Source organism: Amycolatopsis sp. NPDC052450 (assembly GCF_044547565.1).
GTDB lineage: Bacteria > Actinomycetota > Actinomycetes > Mycobacteriales > Pseudonocardiaceae > Amycolatopsis.
In genome coordinates this window covers 13,211-27,888 of the sequence record NZ_JBIUAQ010000013.1, presented here as the reverse complement: position 1 = coordinate 27,888, position 14,678 = coordinate 13,211, and the positions used below count along the sequence as shown (strand labels likewise).

The window sequence follows — 14,678 nt, the reverse complement described above, 5'->3', positions numbered from 1 at the left end:
GCTGAGCCGAGGGAAGGGGGCCTTCACACGTATCCGACGAGCTAGTGCCCGGAGGTGATCTCCTTGCGCTCCTCCGAAGGCTCGCCACCGATGTCGTCGACCTTGCCGTTGCCGTGCCCGTTGGACCGGGCGCGCTCCAGCGCGATCGTCTCCTCGACCGGGTCCGGGGACCAGGTCGAACCGGCGACGGCGTGCCCCGCCGAGCCGAGCTTGTTCATCTTCTTCGGCACCGACGCGCCCTGGTACTCGAGCGGGATCGCGTGGCCGTGGTCGTCCACCGGGCCGAGCGGCTGGTGGATCTCGATGAACTCACCGTGCGGCAGGCGCTTGATGATGCCGGTTTCGACACCGTGCTCGAGCACCTCGCGGTCGGCCCGCTGGAGGCCGAGGCAGATCCGGTAGGTGATGTAGTACGCGATCGGCGGCAGCAGCAGGACACCGATCCGGCCCGCCCACGTCGTCGCGTTCAGCGAGATGTCGAAGGCGAACGCGATGATGTCGTTGAAGCCCGACAGCATGATGACCGCGAAGAACGTCAGGGCCATGATGCCCAGCGAGGTTCGCACCGGGACGTCGCGAGGACGCTGCAGCAGGTTGTGGTGAGCGGTGTCCTTGGACAGCTTTCGCTCGATCCAGGGGTACATCACCAGCAGGCCGATCAGCAGTGGCATCCCGACCGCGCCGGGGAAGAACACCGCCGGGACCGTGTAGTTCCCGAGGTAGAGCTCCCACGCGGGCCAGATCCGCAGCATGCCGTCCGCCCAGGCCATGTACCAGTCCGGCTGCGAACCCGCCGAGACCTGCGCCGCGTTGTACGGGCCGATGTTCCAGATCGGGTTGATCTGGAAGAGGCCCGACATCAGCGCGATGACGCCGGTGACCAGTGCGAAGAACGCACCGCCCTTGAGCGCGAAGACCGGCATGATGCGGACGCCGACGACGTTGGTCTCCTTGCGGCGCACGCCGGGGAACTGCGTGTGCTTCTGGTACCAGACCAGCGCGAGGTGCGCGGCCACCAGGCCGAGCATGATGCCCGGCAGCAGCAGGATGTGGATCGTGTACAGGCGCGGGATGATCTCGTTGCCGGGGAATTCCCCGCCGAACAGCGCCCAGTGGATCCAGGTGCCCATGACCGGCACCGAGAGCACGATGCCCGACAGGGTCGCGCGGATACCGGTACCGGAGAGCAGGTCGTCCGGGAGCGAGTAGCCGAAGAAGCCTTCGAACATGCCCAGGACCAGCAGCAGCGCACCGATGACCCAGTTCGCCTCACGCGGGCGGCGGAACGCGCCGGTGAAGAAGATCCGGAACATGTGCACCATCATCGAAGCCACGAAGATCAGCGCGGCCCAGTGGTGCAGCTGGCGGACGAACAGACCGCCGCGGACGTCGAACGAGATGTCCAGCGTGGTCGCGAAGGCCCGCGACATCTCGACGCCCTGCAGGCCGGTGTAGCTGCCGTTGTAGACGACCTCCTCCATGGAGGGGTCGAAGAACAGCGTGAGATAGACACCCGACAGCAACAGGATGATGAAGCTGTAGAGCGCGATCTCGCCGAGCAGGAACGACCAGTGCGTCGGGAACACCTTGTTGAGCTGGTGCCGCATGCCCTTGGCCAGGTGATACCGGTCGTCGGCCCACTTCGCACCAGCGCCCGCGGCCTTCTCGACCGGGTTCGTCCCCTTCGTCGGGGTGGTGAGTGAACTCATGACTTACGCTCCCAAAAGGCCGGTCCGACGGCCTCGTTGAAGTCTCCGCGCGCGATCAGGTAGCCCTCAGAGTCCACTGTAATCGGAAGCTGGGCCAACGGCCGGGTCGCCGGCCCGAAAATCGGCTTGGCGTAGTGGAGCGCGTCGAACTGGGACTGGTGGCAGGGGCAGAGGATGCGGTTGGTCCGCTGCTCGTACAGGGAGGTCGGGCAGCCCACGTGGCTGCAGATCTTCGTGTACGCGTAGTAGTCGCCGAAGTTGTAGTCCTCCTGGCCCTGACGCTTGACGACCTTGGCGGCGTCGGTCGGGCGGAGGCGGATCAGCATGACCGGGTTGTCGACGCGTTTGAAGGCGGCCGACAGCGCGTGCTCGTCGTGCTCTTCGGACTTGCGGTACGGGAACACCGTCTCCATCGCGCCCGCGTCGAGGTCCTCGGCCTTGACCAGGGAGATCTCGTGCGGACGGCCGGTGTTGCGGCGCAGGTAGACGACCTCGTCCGGGAAGTTCTTCTTCCAGCCCGAGTGCCACAGGGAGTCGCGGTTCTCGGTGTCCTTCCACGGGTCCTTGATGAAGGACGCGATCGGCAGCGCCGCGACGGCGAGGCCTAGCACACCGGCACCGGCACCCGCGGACCGCTTGATCATCGAACGGCGCGCGATGGTGCTGCGGCTGCCCGAGTCGGCCAGCTGGGCGAGGATGGTGGCCTTGTCGACCTCTTTCGACCCGCCGTCCCCGCGCTCCTGGACCGAGACCTCGGCCGGGATGAACTTCTTGGTGTAGAGGACGGCGCCGACACCGATGGCGAGCACGGCGACGCCGAGCGTGACCCCGAGCAGCGGCGTGTACAGCGTGTACATGGTGTAGCCGGTCTTGCCCGGCTCCTTGTACTCGAACCAGTGCGGCCACGCGAGGAGGACCACGAACGCGAGGCCGGACAGCGCGGCCAGCACGAACCAGAGGGCGACAGCGCGCTCGGCGCGCTTCTCCGCCTTCGTCCCCTCGACCGGCCAGGGCGTCGGGTATTCGATGATCTCGACCCCGTCGAGCGCGGTACCCAGCTTGACCAGCTGGTCGCGATCCATGTCCGCCAATTCCGCCTCTGTCGGCGGCTTCGGCCCTTCGGCGCTCATGCCTTCGATCCAATCCACAACGTCACGCCGATCAGCGCGGCGATCCCGACGATCCACGCGATCGCGCCCTCCGAGGCCGGGCCAAGACCGCCGAGCGAGCTACCGCCAGGGGAGTTCTTCCCGTCACTAACGGATTTCACGAACGCGATGATGTCCTTCTTCTCCTCCGGCGACAGCTGCCGGTCGGAGAACTTGGGCATGTTCTGCGGCCCGGTGAGCATCGCGGTGTAGATCTGCTCTTCCGTGGCCGGGTCCAGGTTCGGGGCGAACTTGCCCGAGGAGAGCGCGCCGCCGCGGCCGGTGAAGCCGTGACAGGAGGCGCAGTTGAGGCGGAAGAGTTCGCTGCCGCGCGCGACGTCCTCGCCGCGCAGCGCGTCACCCTTCTCGGTGGGGCGCTGCGCGCCACCGCCGTTGGCCTGGATGTAGGCGCCCAGGGCGTTGATCTCGGCCTCGGACAGCTTCGGCGGCTTCCGCTGCGCCTGGGCTTCCTGGCGGACCGCCGGCATACGGCCGGTGGAGGTCTGGAAGTACACGGCCGCGTCGCCGATGCCGATGAGGCTCGGGCCACGGTCGGTGACACCTTCGAGCTTCGGCCCGTGACATTCGATACACGTGTTGTTGTAGAGCTTCTCGCCCTCGCGCAGGAGGGCGGATTCGCCCTGCGCCTGCGCGGTCTGCGGCTCCGGGGCGAAAACGGCGTACAACCCGCCCACGCTCAGCAGCGCGATCCCGAGCGCCAGCGCGCCGGCGAACCGCCTGCGTGCCTTCGACCGCTTGCGGAAGCGGCGCTCCGTGTTGTTCTTGCTGGAGGTCATCTTGCGGCAACCCTTGCTGTCAGTTCAGGCCGATAGGTCGTGGTGGCGGCTTCGTTCACGGAAGGATGTAGATCACCGCGAACAGGCCCACCCACACGATGTCGACGAAGTGCCAGTAGTACGACACGACGATCGCCGAGGTGGCCTGAGCCGGGGTGAACTTGCTCAGCTTGGTGCGGATGAGCAAGTACACGAACGCGATGAGCCCGCCGATGACGTGCAGGCCGTGGAACCCGGTCGCGAGGTAGAAGACCGTGCCGTACGCGCCGGACGGGATCGTCAGCCCCTCGTGGATCAGGTTGATGTATTCGTAACCCTGGCCGCCGACGAAGATCGCGCCCATGATCAACGTGATGATGTACCAGCGGCGGAGGCCGAACACATCACCCTTTTCGGCGGCGAACACACCGAACTGGCAGGTGAACGACGACGCCACGAGGATCACGGTGAACGGGATCGCCAGCGCGATGTTCAGGTGGAAGGGCTCACCGTGCAGCGGCGGCGGCCACTGGCCGGACGCGTTCTGCGCCTTCACGGTGAAGAACATGGCGAACAGTCCGGCGAAGAACATCAGTTCGCTGGACAGCCACACGATGGTGCCGACACTGACCATGTTCGGCCGGTTCAGCGAGTGGACCCGCTGGCTGATGGTGGGAGCTGCCGTTGTCACGCGTCGCATTATGTCCTCTCACGCACGGGGCCCGCCGGGTGGGTCCACGGCAAGTCGCGTGCGTGTCGGGTCACATCTGAACGAAAGTGGGAACAGGGCTACTCATGGGTTTACTAGATCGGCTTCGTGACCTGGTCAAGAAGCCGAAGCTCCCAGGTCTGACCGTCGACACGCCCGGCGTGGAGATCGTCGCGGAGGCTTTCGACCCGGCCGAGGCGGATTCTTCGGTGCTGGCGAGATCACCCGCTTGGGTCGCCGAAGCGCCCGCGATCCTGCGCCACCACTTGAAACTGCCGCCCGAAAAGGTGGCGGAGGCGACATCGATCCTCGCCCAGGACGGCTGGGAGCTGCGAGAACAGGGCCCCGACGGCGGTTTCACCCTGACGCACGCGGTGCGCGTCCAGACCCTCGACGCGCTGCACTGCGCGCAGGAACGGTCACGGATGGCGGGCCTCGCGCAGCGGCTCGGCGGCGATTCGCTGGGCTGGGACGCGCTCCAGCCGTCGGGTGCGTCCACGTGATGTCGGTCATGGCGGATAACATCGCGGGGTCGACATGACTAGACGAGGCGGAGGCGCGCTCATGGGCGAGCAGGCGATGCGGATCCTGGTGTTCAGCCACAAGGCGGAGGTGCGCGAGGCGATCATCAACGCCGTCGGCCGCAGGCCCGCCGCCGACCTCGGCCGGGTGGACTACACCGAGGCCTCCGGCATCTCCGAGGTCCTCGTCGAGATGGACGCGGGCAACGTGGACCTGGCCATCCTCGACGGCGAGGCGCAGCCGACGGGCGGCATCGGGCTGACCCGCCAGCTGAAGAACGAGATCGAGGATTGCCCCCCGATCGTGGTTTCGGTCCGGCGCAAGGACGACCGCTGGCTCGCGACCTGGTCGCAGGCCGACGCGGTGCTCGTCCACCCGCTCGACCCGCTGACGGCCGCCGAGACCGTCGCCGACGTGCTGCGCGCCCGCCGGGTGCCGGCCGTGCACGGCTGAGCCGATGAGCGCGGCCGCCAAGAGCTGGCCGTCCCTGCTCAACCAGCTCATCGCGCGCGCGGATCTGTCCGAGGAGGACACCGCGTGGGCGATGGACCAGATCATGAGCGGGGCGGCGACGCCCTCCCAGATCGCCGGGTTCGCCGTCGCGCTGCGCGCGAAGGGTGAAACACCGGCGGAGATCTCCGGCATGGCCGACGCCATGCTGGCGCACGCCAAACGGGTGACGATCGACAGGCCGTCGGTGGACATCGTCGGCACCGGCGGCGACCGGTCCAATTCGGTCAACATCTCCACCATGGCCACGGTGGTGACGGCCGCGGCCGGCGCCCCGGTGGCCAAGCACGGCAACCGGAGCGCCTCGTCGAAGTCCGGCGCGGCCGACGTGCTGGAGGAACTGGGCGTCACCATCGACTTGCCGCCCGAGACCGTCCAGCGCAGCGTGAACGAACTGGGCATCGGCTTCTGCTTCGCGCCGAAGTTCCACCCCGCCCTGCGCCACGCCGGCCCGACGCGCGGTGAACTCGGCGTGCCGACGACGTTCAACCTGCTGGGCCCGCTCACCAACCCCGCGCAACCGCGCAGTTCGCTGATCGGCTGCGCGTACGCGGACAAGACCCGCGTGCTCGCCGAGGTGTTCGCGCGGCGCGGGATGACCGTGCTGCTCGTGCGCGGCGACGACGGGCTGGACGAGATCACCACCACGACCACGAGTTCGGTGTGGGTGGTCTCCGGCGGCGAGATCACCGAGCGGAGCTTCGACCCCGCGTCGCTGGGCATCGCCCGCGCGACCGCGGAAGACCTGCGCGGCGGCGACGCGGCGCACAACGCCGAGGTGTTCCGGCAGGTGATGGCCGGGAAGACCGGGCCGGTACGGGACGCGGTGCTGCTCAACTCGGCGGCCGCGCTGGCGGCTTTCACCGGGTTCTCGGGCTCGCTGGAAGACGACCTGGCCGCCGGGCTCGCCCGGGCGGCCTCGGCCGTCGATTCGGGTGCGGCGGCCGACCTGCTGAACCGGTGGATCGCCTTCGCCTGACAGCTCTCTCTCGCGTAAGTGTCATGAAAGGGTCGTTCAGGACGTTTTTTGTCCTGAACGACCCTTTCATGACATCGGTCCCCCGCCGAGCACCTCCGCCCCTCCTCCCGTGCCATGAAAGGTCCTTTACTTGCAAATTTTGCAAGTAAAGGACCTTTCATGGCACGGGAGTTCTATTGCTCCAGGGAGTCCGTGGTCGGCGAAGAGGCCCATCGCGTCCCACTCACGACGTGCAATGAAAGGCCCCTTCATTGCAAATTTCGCAATGAAGGGGCCTTTCATTGCACAGGCGACCGACTACGAAGCGGTACTGAACCGCGCCCGGTAAGCCGTAGGCGTCAGTCCCGTAGCCCGCCGAAGCTGCGTACGCAGGTTCGCAGCGGTACCGAAGCCTGACGCCCGCGCCACCCGATCCAGCCGCTGCTCACCGCGCTCGATCAGCCGGCACGCCAGCGCGATCCGTTCGGTGGTGAGCCACGCCAGCGGCGTGGTCCCCAGTTCGGCGCGGAACCGCCGGTGCAGCGTCGCCTGGCTGGCCGCCGCCCGCGCGGCGAGGTCGGCGACGGTCAGTGGGTGGTCCAGCCGTTCGCGCGCCCAGGCGAGTATCGGCGCCAGCGAGGTGTCCGGCACCGGCGGCAGCGGGCGTTCGACGAACTGTCGCTGGCCACCGTCGCGGTGCCCGGCGAACACCAGCCGCCTGCTCACCGCGTTGGCTATCTCGGCGCCGTGGTCGCGGCTGATCAGGTGCAGGCCCAGATCGAGCGCGGCCGCGCTGCCCGCCGCGGTCAGGATGTCGCCGTCGTCGACGAAGAGGACGTCCGGCTCCAGCAGGACTTCGGGATACAGCTCGCGGAAGAGTCCCGCCCACTTCCAGTGGGTCGTCGCGCGCCGTCCGTCCAGCACGCCCGCCCGCGCGAGGGTGAAGGCGCCGGTGCAGAAGCTCACCAGCCGGGCTCCCCGCGCGGCCGCGTCGCGGATGGCCGTCAGCACCGGCTCCCGGACCGGACCTTCCGGATCGGGCCGGTTCGGCACGATCACGGTGTCGGCGGTCTCCACGGCTTCGAGTCCGGCGATGCCGGTGAGGGTGAACATCCCCAGGTGCATGCGCACGGACGGCTCGGCGGCGCACAGTGTGAGGCCGTACCAGGGGCGATCCAGTTCCGGCCGCCGCAGGCCGAAGAGCTCGGTCGCGACCCCCATTTCGAAGGGGTTGGACCCCTCGTCCACCAGGACGGCGACCTCGTGCGAGAAATCATGCGACATATGCGATTCCTAGCACTCACCGCTCCGGTGGTCCAGCGGCCAGGATCGGATCATGAGCAAGCAACCGATCGATCTGGACACCGCGCTGGCCGGCTTCGACGAGATCTGGAGCCCGCGGATCGTCGCGCACGTCAACGACTACGACGTCCGCCTCGCCAAGGTCGCCGGCGAGCACGTCTGGCACGTTCACGAGAACACCGACGAGTTCTTCCTCGTCCTCGACGGCACCTTGGACATCGCGCTGCGCGAAAACACGGGCGAGCGGGTCGTCACGCTCCCCCGCGGCTCCGTGTTCGTCGTCCCGCGCGGCACTTTCCACAAACCGTCCTCAGTGGACGGTGCGTCGCTGTTGCTGTTCGAACCGACCGGAACGCTCACCGTCGGCGACCGGCACGAAGAGGTCCCCGACCATGTCCATGTCACCGTGGGGCAGGAAATCTAGCCCGCGGAAAACGTCCGGCGGTAAGCGCTCGGGCTGGTCCCGCGCAGCTTGCCGAACTGATGCCGCAGTGCCGCGGCGGAAGCGTATCCGCAGGCGACCGCGATGTCCTCAATGGACAGACGACCTTCCTCGAGCAGCGACTGCGCCCGATCGAGGCGGCGTTCGGTGAGCCACCGGTGCGGCGTCGTACCGGTGGCCGCCGAGAACCGGCGCAGGAACGTGCGCTCCCCCAAACCGCTGCGCCGGGCGAGTTCCGCGACGGTGAACGGCCGGTCCAGCCGCCGCTCGATCCATTCGAGCGCTTCGGCGAGCACGGTGTCGTCCGGCGCGGCGGTCTCGGGCACCGGCGCCTGCACGAACTGCGCCTGCCCGCCGACCCGGTGCGGCGCCGCGACCATCCGCCGCGCCAGCGTGGTGGCCGCGGCGACGCCGCGCAGTTCCCGCACCAGATGCAGGCACAGGTCGACGGCGGCGACGGTTCCCGCGCTGGTGAGGACTCCACCGTCGTCGACGTACAACGCCTTCGGGTCGACCTTCGCGGTCGGGAAGCGCGACCGGAATTCCTGCTCGTAGACCCAATGGACGGTGCAGTTGCGCCCGTCGAGAAGTCCCGCGTACCCGAGCGAGAAGACGCCCGCGCAGAAGCCCGCGACCCAGGCGCCCCGGCTCGCCGCGTCGCGGAGGACTTCGAGCACCGGTTCCGGCGGGCTCGCGCTGCGCGGGGCGCAGGTCGGCACGATCAGCAGGTCGGCCGACGCCGCGAAGTCCAGGCTCTCCAAGCCATCGAGCCCGAATCCGGACCAGCTCAGGACGTTCTCGCCACCGGGCGAGCAGACCGCGAAATCCCAGCCCTCGATGCCGTCCGCGCTGCGATCGGTGCCGAAGACCTCACACGCGACGCCGAGTTCGAACGGTGAGACCTGGTCGGCGAGCACCACCGCGACCTTCTTCACATCCATCCGCGCAGTGTGTCACAAGTTTTGCGGTCGATGTCATCTCTGACACTGGTTGAAAGCGGCCCCACGGCCGAAAGTGGTCGCCATGAACAAGAACAACCCCGTGTTGCAGTGGACCGCCGCGATGGCACTCTCCGGCACGATCGGCGCCGTCGTCCTCGAAAGCGGCGCAGACGCGCCCGCCGTGGCGTTCGCGAGGAGCCTCGTCGGCGGCTTGCTGCTCCTGGTGTGGAGCGCCGCCAGGGGATGGCTCCGCCCGTGGACGCTCAGCCGCCGCGACCTGCTGCTCGCCGTCCTCGGCGGGCTGTTCCTGGTCGGGAACTGGGTGCTGTTGTTCGCCTCGTACGCGCTGTCGTCGATTTCGGTCAGCACCGTCGTCTACCACACGCAGCCGCTGATGCTGGTCGGTCTCGCCGCCGCGTTCCTCGGCGAGAAGATGGCGAAGAGCCAGCTGGTCCGAGCGCTGATCGCGTTCGGCGGGGTGGCGCTCATCTCACTGTCGGCGCACGGTGCCGACGGCGAACCGGTACGACTGGCGGGGATCGCGCTCGCCCTCGGCGCCGCCGCGCTCTACGCCGGTGCCTCGTTCATCGCGAAACAGCTCAAGCACCTGCGCCCGCACGTCCTGGCGGCCGTCCAACTGGCGACCGGGACGATCGTGCTCGCCCCCGCGCTGCTCGTCACGCCGCTGCCCACGGACACCTCGGGGCTGCTGTGGCTGGTCCTGCTCGGAACCGTGCACACCGCGCTGATGTACGTCCTGATGTACGCGAGCATCGGCAAGCTGCCGACCACGACGGTGGCTCTGCTGTCCTACGTCTATCCCGTGGTCGCGGTGGTGGTGGACGTCCTCGCCTACGGGCACCGGCCGACGTGGCCGGAGATCGCGGGGATGCTGGCCGTCCTGGCGGCGGCGCTGGCGCCGAAGCGACCGGTCAAGCCCGAAGCACCGCTCCCCGCCCGCGTTTAGTCCTCTGAACGCGAAAACGGCGCCCTGCTCCCACCAAGGGGAGCGGGGCGCCGCTTCGGCGTCAGAACGTCACTCGTGGTTCGGACCGGTGTGGTACTCGAACACCAGCCCGCCGATGGCGACGATCACCAGGCCCAGCGCGATGATGAGCAGCCAGATGTGGAAGAACGCGAGCGCGACACCGGTCAGCGCGGCGGCCGCCGCGAGACCGATCGGCCAGTAGCTGCCGGGGCTGAAGAAGCCCAGCTCGCCGGCACCGTCACTGATCTCGGCGTCTTCCCGGTCCTCCGGACGCGGCTCGATGCGCCGCGCCACGAACTGCAGGTAGCTCCCGGCCAGGAAGGCCAGGCCACCGGTGAGGATCAGGGCCACCACACCGACCGGCTCGACGCCGTCCCGGGTCATCGTTCCGGTCATGTACGCGTAGATACCCGCCACGACGACGGAGAAGACCGCGACGAGGAAGAAAATCCGTCCTTCGACCTTCATGGACGTTGCCTCACTCCTGTTTCGGGCTCGAACAGCCGGGTCAGTTGGACGCGACCCGCGCGGTGCGGTCGGTGTTGAACGGGGTGGTGGTGACGGCGTAGGGCGAGCACAGGTCGCCGCAGTTCATCGCCGTCAGCGCCTCGGAAGCCGTGTTCGGCTTGCCGCTCTTCGGGTTCACCGTGCCGCGGAGCTGGATGTACTGCGCGTACTTGTCCGGCGACAGCGCCCTGACCTCGAAGTTCATCCCCGAGTGGTAGGTGCCGCACAGTTCCGCGCAGCGGCCGACGAACGAACCTTCCTTGTCGATCGAGTTCTGGAAGGTGAAGTCCTGGTTGTTCTTCTCCGGATCCGGCATGACGTCCCGCTTGAAGTGGAACTCCGGCACCCAGAAGGAGTGGATGACGTCGGCCGACCGCAGGTTGTACTGGATCGTCTTGTTCGTCGGCAGGACGAGCAACGGGATCTCGGTCGAGCTGCCGACCGTGGTGATCTCGGGGTCGTCGTGGTTCTTGGAGTCGCTCTTGTACTTGAACTCCCAGTTCCACTGGAACGCGACGATGTCGACCGTGACGTCCGGGTTGTCCGTCTCGGCGAGCACGCGGTTCTCGGTGGTCGCGGTGAAGAAGAACAGCACGCAGACCATGATCGTCGGGACGACGACCGTGAAGATCTCCAGCGGGATGTTGTACTGGAACTGGCGGGGCAGTTCCTCTTCCGCACCGTCGGCGGTCTTCTTCTTGCGGTGGAAGATCGCGGTCCAGAAGATCAGCGCCCAGACGATGACACCGACGACCAGCGCGGCGACGACCGTCCACGTCCACAGGGTGCGCATGTCGTGCGCCTGCGGGGTCACCCCGACAGGCCAGCCGAAGCGGAGGATCTCGTCCCCGGAACAGCCCGTCGCGGTCAGCATCACCAGCGCGGCCAGCGCTGCGACGCGACCAGCCCGCTTAACCGGGATGCGCTCTGGATTTCCCACTGCGCCTTGCCCTTTCACCAGAGCCTCCTCGACCGATCTTCTTGTTCACGCGGAGCCTAGCCGAGTTACGGGGCCGCGCTGACCAAGGGGTGACCCCAACACGCGTATCCCCCACCACATCCGGGGGTACACGCCCACCGGCATACTGGGCCCTTCTCCCCGCTCGGCCAACAAGAGGTGTGTGAACTAGACGTGTGCGGCCTGCTTGGACTGATCTGTTCGACCGAAGCCGACGCTGCGAGCGCCCGTGACGCCGTCGACGCGGCCATGCGCTGCCAGCGGCACCGCGGCCCCGACGAGCACGACACCTGGGCCGACGCCGAGGTGGTCTACGGCTTCAACCGGCTGGCCTTCATCGACGTCGACCACGCCCACCAGCCGCTGATCTGGGGCCCGCCGGAGGCTCCCGAGCGCTACACGCTGAACTTCAACGGCGAGATCTACAACTACAAAGAGCTGCGCGACGAGCTGGCCGCCGAACACGGTGCGAAATTCGCCACAGAGGGTGACGGCGAGGCGATCGTCGCGGCGTACCACTACCTCGGCGACGACGCGGTGAAGAAGCTGCGCGGCATGTTCGCCTTCATGATCTGGGACTCCCAGGAGAAGGTCGTCTTCGGCGCGCGCGACCCGTTCGGCATCAAGCCGCTGTTCTACTCCGCCGGCCCCGGCAAGGTCGCCTTCTCGAGTGAGAAGAAGAGCCTGCTGGAGCTTTCGAGCGTGCTCGGCGTTGAGGAGAAGCTGGACAAGACGGCCCTGCAGCACTATCTGGTGCTGCAGTACGTGCCGGAGCCCGAGACGCTGCACACCGGGATCCGCCGCGTCGAGTCCGGCACCTCGTTCCGGCTGGTGCCGGGCGGCGACGTCGAATTCACCCGCTACTTCCACCCGCAGTTCACCGCGAAACCGGTCAACGGCCAGGCGGAGGCGGACGCGCTGTACGAGCGGATCGCCGACGTGATGCGCGACTCGGTCAGCAAGCACATGATCTCCGACCCGGACGTCACGGTCGGCGCGTTCCTCTCCGGCGGTATCGACTCGACCGCGACCGCGACGCTGGCGAAGGAGCACAACCCGAACCTCATCGCGTTCACCAGCGGCTTCGACCGCCAGGGCTACTCCGAGGTCGACGTCGCCGCCGAGACGGCCGCCGCGATCGGGGTGAAGCACGTGGTCCGGGTGGTGTCGGCCGAAGAGATGATGGAGGCGATGCCGCTGATCGTCTGGTACCTGGACGATCCGGTGGCCGACCCGGCGCTCGTACCGCTGTGGTTCATCGCCCGCGAAGCACGTAAGCACGTCAAGGCCGTGCTGTCCGGTGAAGGCGCCGACGAGCTCTTCGGCGGCTACACCGTCTACAACGAGCCGATCTCGCTGGCGCCGTTCGAGAAGATCCCCGGCGGGGTGCGCAAGATCCTCGGGAAGGTCTCCACGAAGATCCCGGAGGGCACCCGCGGGAAGGACCTGCTGCGGCGGGGCGCGCTGTCGCTGGAGGACCGCTACTACGGCAACGCCCGCAACTTCCGCGACGAGCAGCTCCGTGCCGTGCTGCGCACCTACCAGGAGGGCGTCGGGTTCAAGGACGTCACCGCTCCCTGGTACCGCGTTTCCGAAGGCTGGGACCCGGTCGCGCGGATGCAGCACGTCGACCTGTTCACCTGGCTGCGCGGCGACATCCTGGTCAAGGCCGACAAGGTGACCATGGCGAACTCGCTGGAACTGCGCGTGCCGTTCCTCGACCCCGAGGTGTTCAAGGTCGCCGCGACCATCCCCGTCGACCAGAAGCTCACGCACGGGACCAGCAAGTACGCGCTGCGCCAGGCACTGGCGAAGATCATTCCCGGGCACGTGCTCAACCGGCGCAAGCTCGGCTTCCCGGTGCCGATCCGGCTGTGGCTGCGCGACGAGATGTACGACTGGGCCAAGGGCATCATCTCCGACTCCCGGACCGACGCGCTGATCGACAAGAAGGCCGCACTGGCACTGCTCGACGAGCACAAAGAAGGCCAGCACGACCGCAGCCGCCAGCTCTGGGCGCTGCTGATGTTCATGCTGTGGCACGGCATCTTCGTGGAGAACCGCATCAAGCCCGAGGTGCCGGAACCCGTCTACCCGGTGAAGCTCTAGTCACGACTCCCTTCGCTGGCCTTCACCCTTCACGCGGTGGAGGCCAGCATGAAGGGATGGACTTCGTCCTCGTGCACGGCACGACGCAGGGCCCGTCGGGCTGGGACCGGGTGGCCAAGTTGCTCACCGCCGCCAGGCATCGCGCGATCGCCGTGGACCTCTTGACCCCGGCGGAGCTGCCGATCGAGGGCTACGCGCAGCACGCGCGGGAGCAGTACGACGGCGGACGGCCGGTCGTCGTGGCCCATTCCGGATCCGGCGTACTGCTTCCCGCGATCGCCGAAGCGCTCGACGCGCGGGCGATGGTGTGGATCGCCGCCTACATCCCCGATTTCGCCGGCGGGAAGACCCTGCGGGACGAGGCCATGGCCGTGCTCGAACCGGACTGGATCGGCGTGGACCCGACGGCCGACCCCGCGAAGGCGTCCGAGTTCCTCTTCCACGACTGCGATCCCGAGACCGAACGGCGGGCGCTGGAGAGCCTGCGGCTGTTCAGTCCCGCGGTTCTCGCGACGCATCCCGCCGGACCCGCGCCGGAGATCCCGTCGACGGTGATCGTCCCCTCCCGGGACCGCACGCTTCGCCCGGATTGGCTGCGCCGGGCCGCCCGGGACCGGCTCGGCGTGACCGCGATCGAGATCGACGCCGGGCACTGCCCGCACATTTCGCGGCCCGCGGAAATCGCCGGAATTCTCACCGCACGCGCGTGAAGACCCCGCCCGCCTGTCAGCCCGAACTCACGTGATCCGGCCTGAACACACGAGATCCGGCTCCGGACACACGTGCGCCGGAACCCGGCACGCTCACGACACCCCGATGCAGCGAAGGGGTTATTGACGGGTAGGGCAAAGGTGGCAGGTTGCGAAAGCCACTTTGGCAACGTTCAACGTTGCGAAAGTGGCTTTCGCAACGTCGGGGCAGGGGCGTGGTAGCGAAGACGGCGTCTTCGCCACCACAGGTGCCGTCGCTGAAACCCACGGTCGAGATGCGTCGCGAAAGCCACTTTCGCGACGCCTGAGGTCCCGAAAGTGGCTTTCGCGACACGGCCGGACCCACAGCCGCGAGCCAATTCCCGCGACCCCCACACCAATGCGCAACC

The 14,678-nt window shown here is 67.8% G+C and carries 15 protein-coding genes; 7 read left to right on the top strand and 8 right to left on the bottom strand.

The features are described from left to right. Nucleotides 1–41 precede the first annotated feature (41 nt). The 4 genes from ACIHAO_RS22200 to ACIHAO_RS22185 are packed head-to-tail and all read right to left on the bottom strand — an operon-like array spanning nt 42 to nt 4,333. Complete coding sequence (locus tag ACIHAO_RS22200) at nt 42–1,709, bottom strand: cytochrome bc complex cytochrome b subunit (RefSeq protein WP_125794857.1); 1,668 nt, start codon at nt 1,707–1,709, stop codon at nt 42–44. Then, on the bottom strand, nt 1,706–2,839 hold the full coding sequence (locus ACIHAO_RS22195; protein ID WP_396560608.1) for a ubiquinol-cytochrome c reductase iron-sulfur subunit: 1,134 nt from the start codon (nt 2,837–2,839) through the stop codon (nt 1,706–1,708). Before ACIHAO_RS22195 ends, ACIHAO_RS22200 begins: the two co-directional genes overlap by 4 nt. Continuing rightward, nucleotides 2,836–3,654, bottom strand: a complete 819-nt coding sequence (locus ACIHAO_RS22190; protein ID WP_125787911.1) for a c-type cytochrome — start codon at nt 3,652–3,654, stop codon at nt 2,836–2,838. The genes ACIHAO_RS22195 and ACIHAO_RS22190 overlap by 4 nt, the downstream gene beginning before the upstream one ends. Nucleotides 3,655–3,709: 55 nt before the next feature. After that, nucleotides 3,710–4,333: a heme-copper oxidase subunit III gene (locus tag ACIHAO_RS22185; protein WP_125787912.1), complete on the bottom strand. Its 624-nt coding sequence runs from the start codon at nt 4,331–4,333 to the stop codon at nt 3,710–3,712. Nucleotides 4,334–4,428: 95 nt separating this feature from the next. Between ACIHAO_RS22185 and ACIHAO_RS22180 the strand changes: the two genes are divergently transcribed. The 3 genes from ACIHAO_RS22180 to trpD all read left to right on the top strand — a co-directional run bounded on the left by ACIHAO_RS22180 (nt 4,429) and on the right by trpD (nt 6,353). Next, nucleotides 4,429–4,845, top strand: coding sequence for a hypothetical protein (locus ACIHAO_RS22180; RefSeq protein ID WP_396560605.1), 417 nt, complete (start codon nt 4,429–4,431; stop codon nt 4,843–4,845). Between the two features lie 61 nt (nt 4,846–4,906). Further along, the gene (locus ACIHAO_RS22175) at nt 4,907–5,317 is read left to right on the top strand and encodes a hypothetical protein (RefSeq protein WP_016336048.1); all 411 of its coding nucleotides are present in this window, start codon (nt 4,907–4,909) and stop codon (nt 5,315–5,317) included. 4 nt (nt 5,318–5,321) lie between these two features. Further along, complete coding sequence (trpD, locus tag ACIHAO_RS22170; protein WP_396560603.1) at nt 5,322–6,353, top strand: anthranilate phosphoribosyltransferase; 1,032 nt, start codon at nt 5,322–5,324, stop codon at nt 6,351–6,353. Between the two features lie 297 nt (nt 6,354–6,650). On the opposite strand, the gene ACIHAO_RS22165 is transcribed toward trpD, so the two are convergent. Continuing rightward, nucleotides 6,651–7,616 carry a helix-turn-helix domain-containing protein gene (locus ACIHAO_RS22165; protein ID WP_396560601.1) on the bottom strand — a complete coding sequence of 322 codons (966 nt, stop codon included), beginning with the start codon at nt 7,614–7,616 and terminating at the stop codon, nt 6,651–6,653. 52 nt (nt 7,617–7,668) lie between these two features. Between ACIHAO_RS22165 and ACIHAO_RS22160 the strand changes: the two genes are divergently transcribed. Continuing rightward, nucleotides 7,669–8,058, top strand: coding sequence for a cupin domain-containing protein (locus ACIHAO_RS22160; protein ID WP_396560599.1), 390 nt, complete (start codon nt 7,669–7,671; stop codon nt 8,056–8,058). Here the strand turns inward: ACIHAO_RS22160 and ACIHAO_RS22155 are convergent. Beyond that, nucleotides 8,055–9,017: a GlxA family transcriptional regulator gene (locus ACIHAO_RS22155; RefSeq protein WP_125787916.1), complete on the bottom strand. Its 963-nt coding sequence runs from the start codon at nt 9,015–9,017 to the stop codon at nt 8,055–8,057. The two genes, ACIHAO_RS22160 and ACIHAO_RS22155, sit on opposite strands and share 4 nt — an antisense overlap. A gap of 82 nt (nt 9,018–9,099) precedes the next feature. Between ACIHAO_RS22155 and ACIHAO_RS22150 the strand changes: the two genes are divergently transcribed. Further along, nucleotides 9,100–9,984 carry a DMT family transporter gene (locus ACIHAO_RS22150; protein ID WP_396560596.1) on the top strand — a complete coding sequence of 295 codons (885 nt, stop codon included), beginning with the start codon at nt 9,100–9,102 and terminating at the stop codon, nt 9,982–9,984. Between the two features lie 69 nt (nt 9,985–10,053). Here ACIHAO_RS22150 and ACIHAO_RS22145 read toward each other — a convergent pair whose 3' ends face one another. Next, on the bottom strand, nt 10,054–10,473 hold the full coding sequence (locus ACIHAO_RS22145) for a cytochrome c oxidase subunit 4 (protein WP_125787918.1): 420 nt from the start codon (nt 10,471–10,473) through the stop codon (nt 10,054–10,056). Between the two features lie 40 nt (nt 10,474–10,513). After that, nucleotides 10,514–11,452 carry a cytochrome c oxidase subunit II gene (locus ACIHAO_RS22140; RefSeq protein WP_199749040.1) on the bottom strand — a complete coding sequence of 313 codons (939 nt, stop codon included), beginning with the start codon at nt 11,450–11,452 and terminating at the stop codon, nt 10,514–10,516. A gap of 192 nt (nt 11,453–11,644) precedes the next feature. Between ACIHAO_RS22140 and asnB the strand changes: the two genes are divergently transcribed. Together asnB and ACIHAO_RS22130 are read left to right on the top strand one after the other, a co-directional pair. Then, complete coding sequence (gene asnB, locus ACIHAO_RS22135) at nt 11,645–13,579, top strand: asparagine synthase (glutamine-hydrolyzing) (RefSeq protein ID WP_396560594.1); 1,935 nt, start codon at nt 11,645–11,647, stop codon at nt 13,577–13,579. Between the two features lie 56 nt (nt 13,580–13,635). After that, nucleotides 13,636–14,289 carry an alpha/beta fold hydrolase gene (locus tag ACIHAO_RS22130; RefSeq protein ID WP_396560592.1) on the top strand — a complete coding sequence of 218 codons (654 nt, stop codon included), beginning with the start codon at nt 13,636–13,638 and terminating at the stop codon, nt 14,287–14,289. The last annotated feature ends 389 nt before the right edge of the window (nt 14,290–14,678 follow it).

Coding starts and splice junctions, on each gene's coding strand:
- ACIHAO_RS22200 (WP_125794857.1), bottom strand. CDS start 1,709: ATGAGTTCACTCACCACCCCGACGAAGGGGACGAACCCGGTCGAGAAG.
- ACIHAO_RS22195 (WP_396560608.1), bottom strand. CDS start 2,839: ATGAGCGCCGAAGGGCCGAAGCCGCCGACAGAGGCGGAATTGGCGGAC.
- ACIHAO_RS22190 (WP_125787911.1), bottom strand. CDS start 3,654: ATGACCTCCAGCAAGAACAACACGGAGCGCCGCTTCCGCAAGCGGTCG.
- ACIHAO_RS22185 (WP_125787912.1), bottom strand. CDS start 4,333: ATGCGACGCGTGACAACGGCAGCTCCCACCATCAGCCAGCGGGTCCAC.
- ACIHAO_RS22180 (WP_396560605.1), top strand. CDS start 4,429: ATGGGTTTACTAGATCGGCTTCGTGACCTGGTCAAGAAGCCGAAGCTC.
- ACIHAO_RS22175 (WP_016336048.1), top strand. CDS start 4,907: ATGGGCGAGCAGGCGATGCGGATCCTGGTGTTCAGCCACAAGGCGGAG.
- trpD (WP_396560603.1), top strand. CDS start 5,322: ATGAGCGCGGCCGCCAAGAGCTGGCCGTCCCTGCTCAACCAGCTCATC.
- ACIHAO_RS22165 (WP_396560601.1), bottom strand. CDS start 7,616: ATGTCGCATGATTTCTCGCACGAGGTCGCCGTCCTGGTGGACGAGGGG.
- ACIHAO_RS22160 (WP_396560599.1), top strand. CDS start 7,669: ATGAGCAAGCAACCGATCGATCTGGACACCGCGCTGGCCGGCTTCGAC.
- ACIHAO_RS22155 (WP_125787916.1), bottom strand. CDS start 9,017: ATGGATGTGAAGAAGGTCGCGGTGGTGCTCGCCGACCAGGTCTCACCG.
- ACIHAO_RS22150 (WP_396560596.1), top strand. CDS start 9,100: ATGAACAAGAACAACCCCGTGTTGCAGTGGACCGCCGCGATGGCACTC.
- ACIHAO_RS22145 (WP_125787918.1), bottom strand. CDS start 10,473: ATGAAGGTCGAAGGACGGATTTTCTTCCTCGTCGCGGTCTTCTCCGTC.
- ACIHAO_RS22130 (WP_396560592.1), top strand. CDS start 13,636: ATGGACTTCGTCCTCGTGCACGGCACGACGCAGGGCCCGTCGGGCTGG.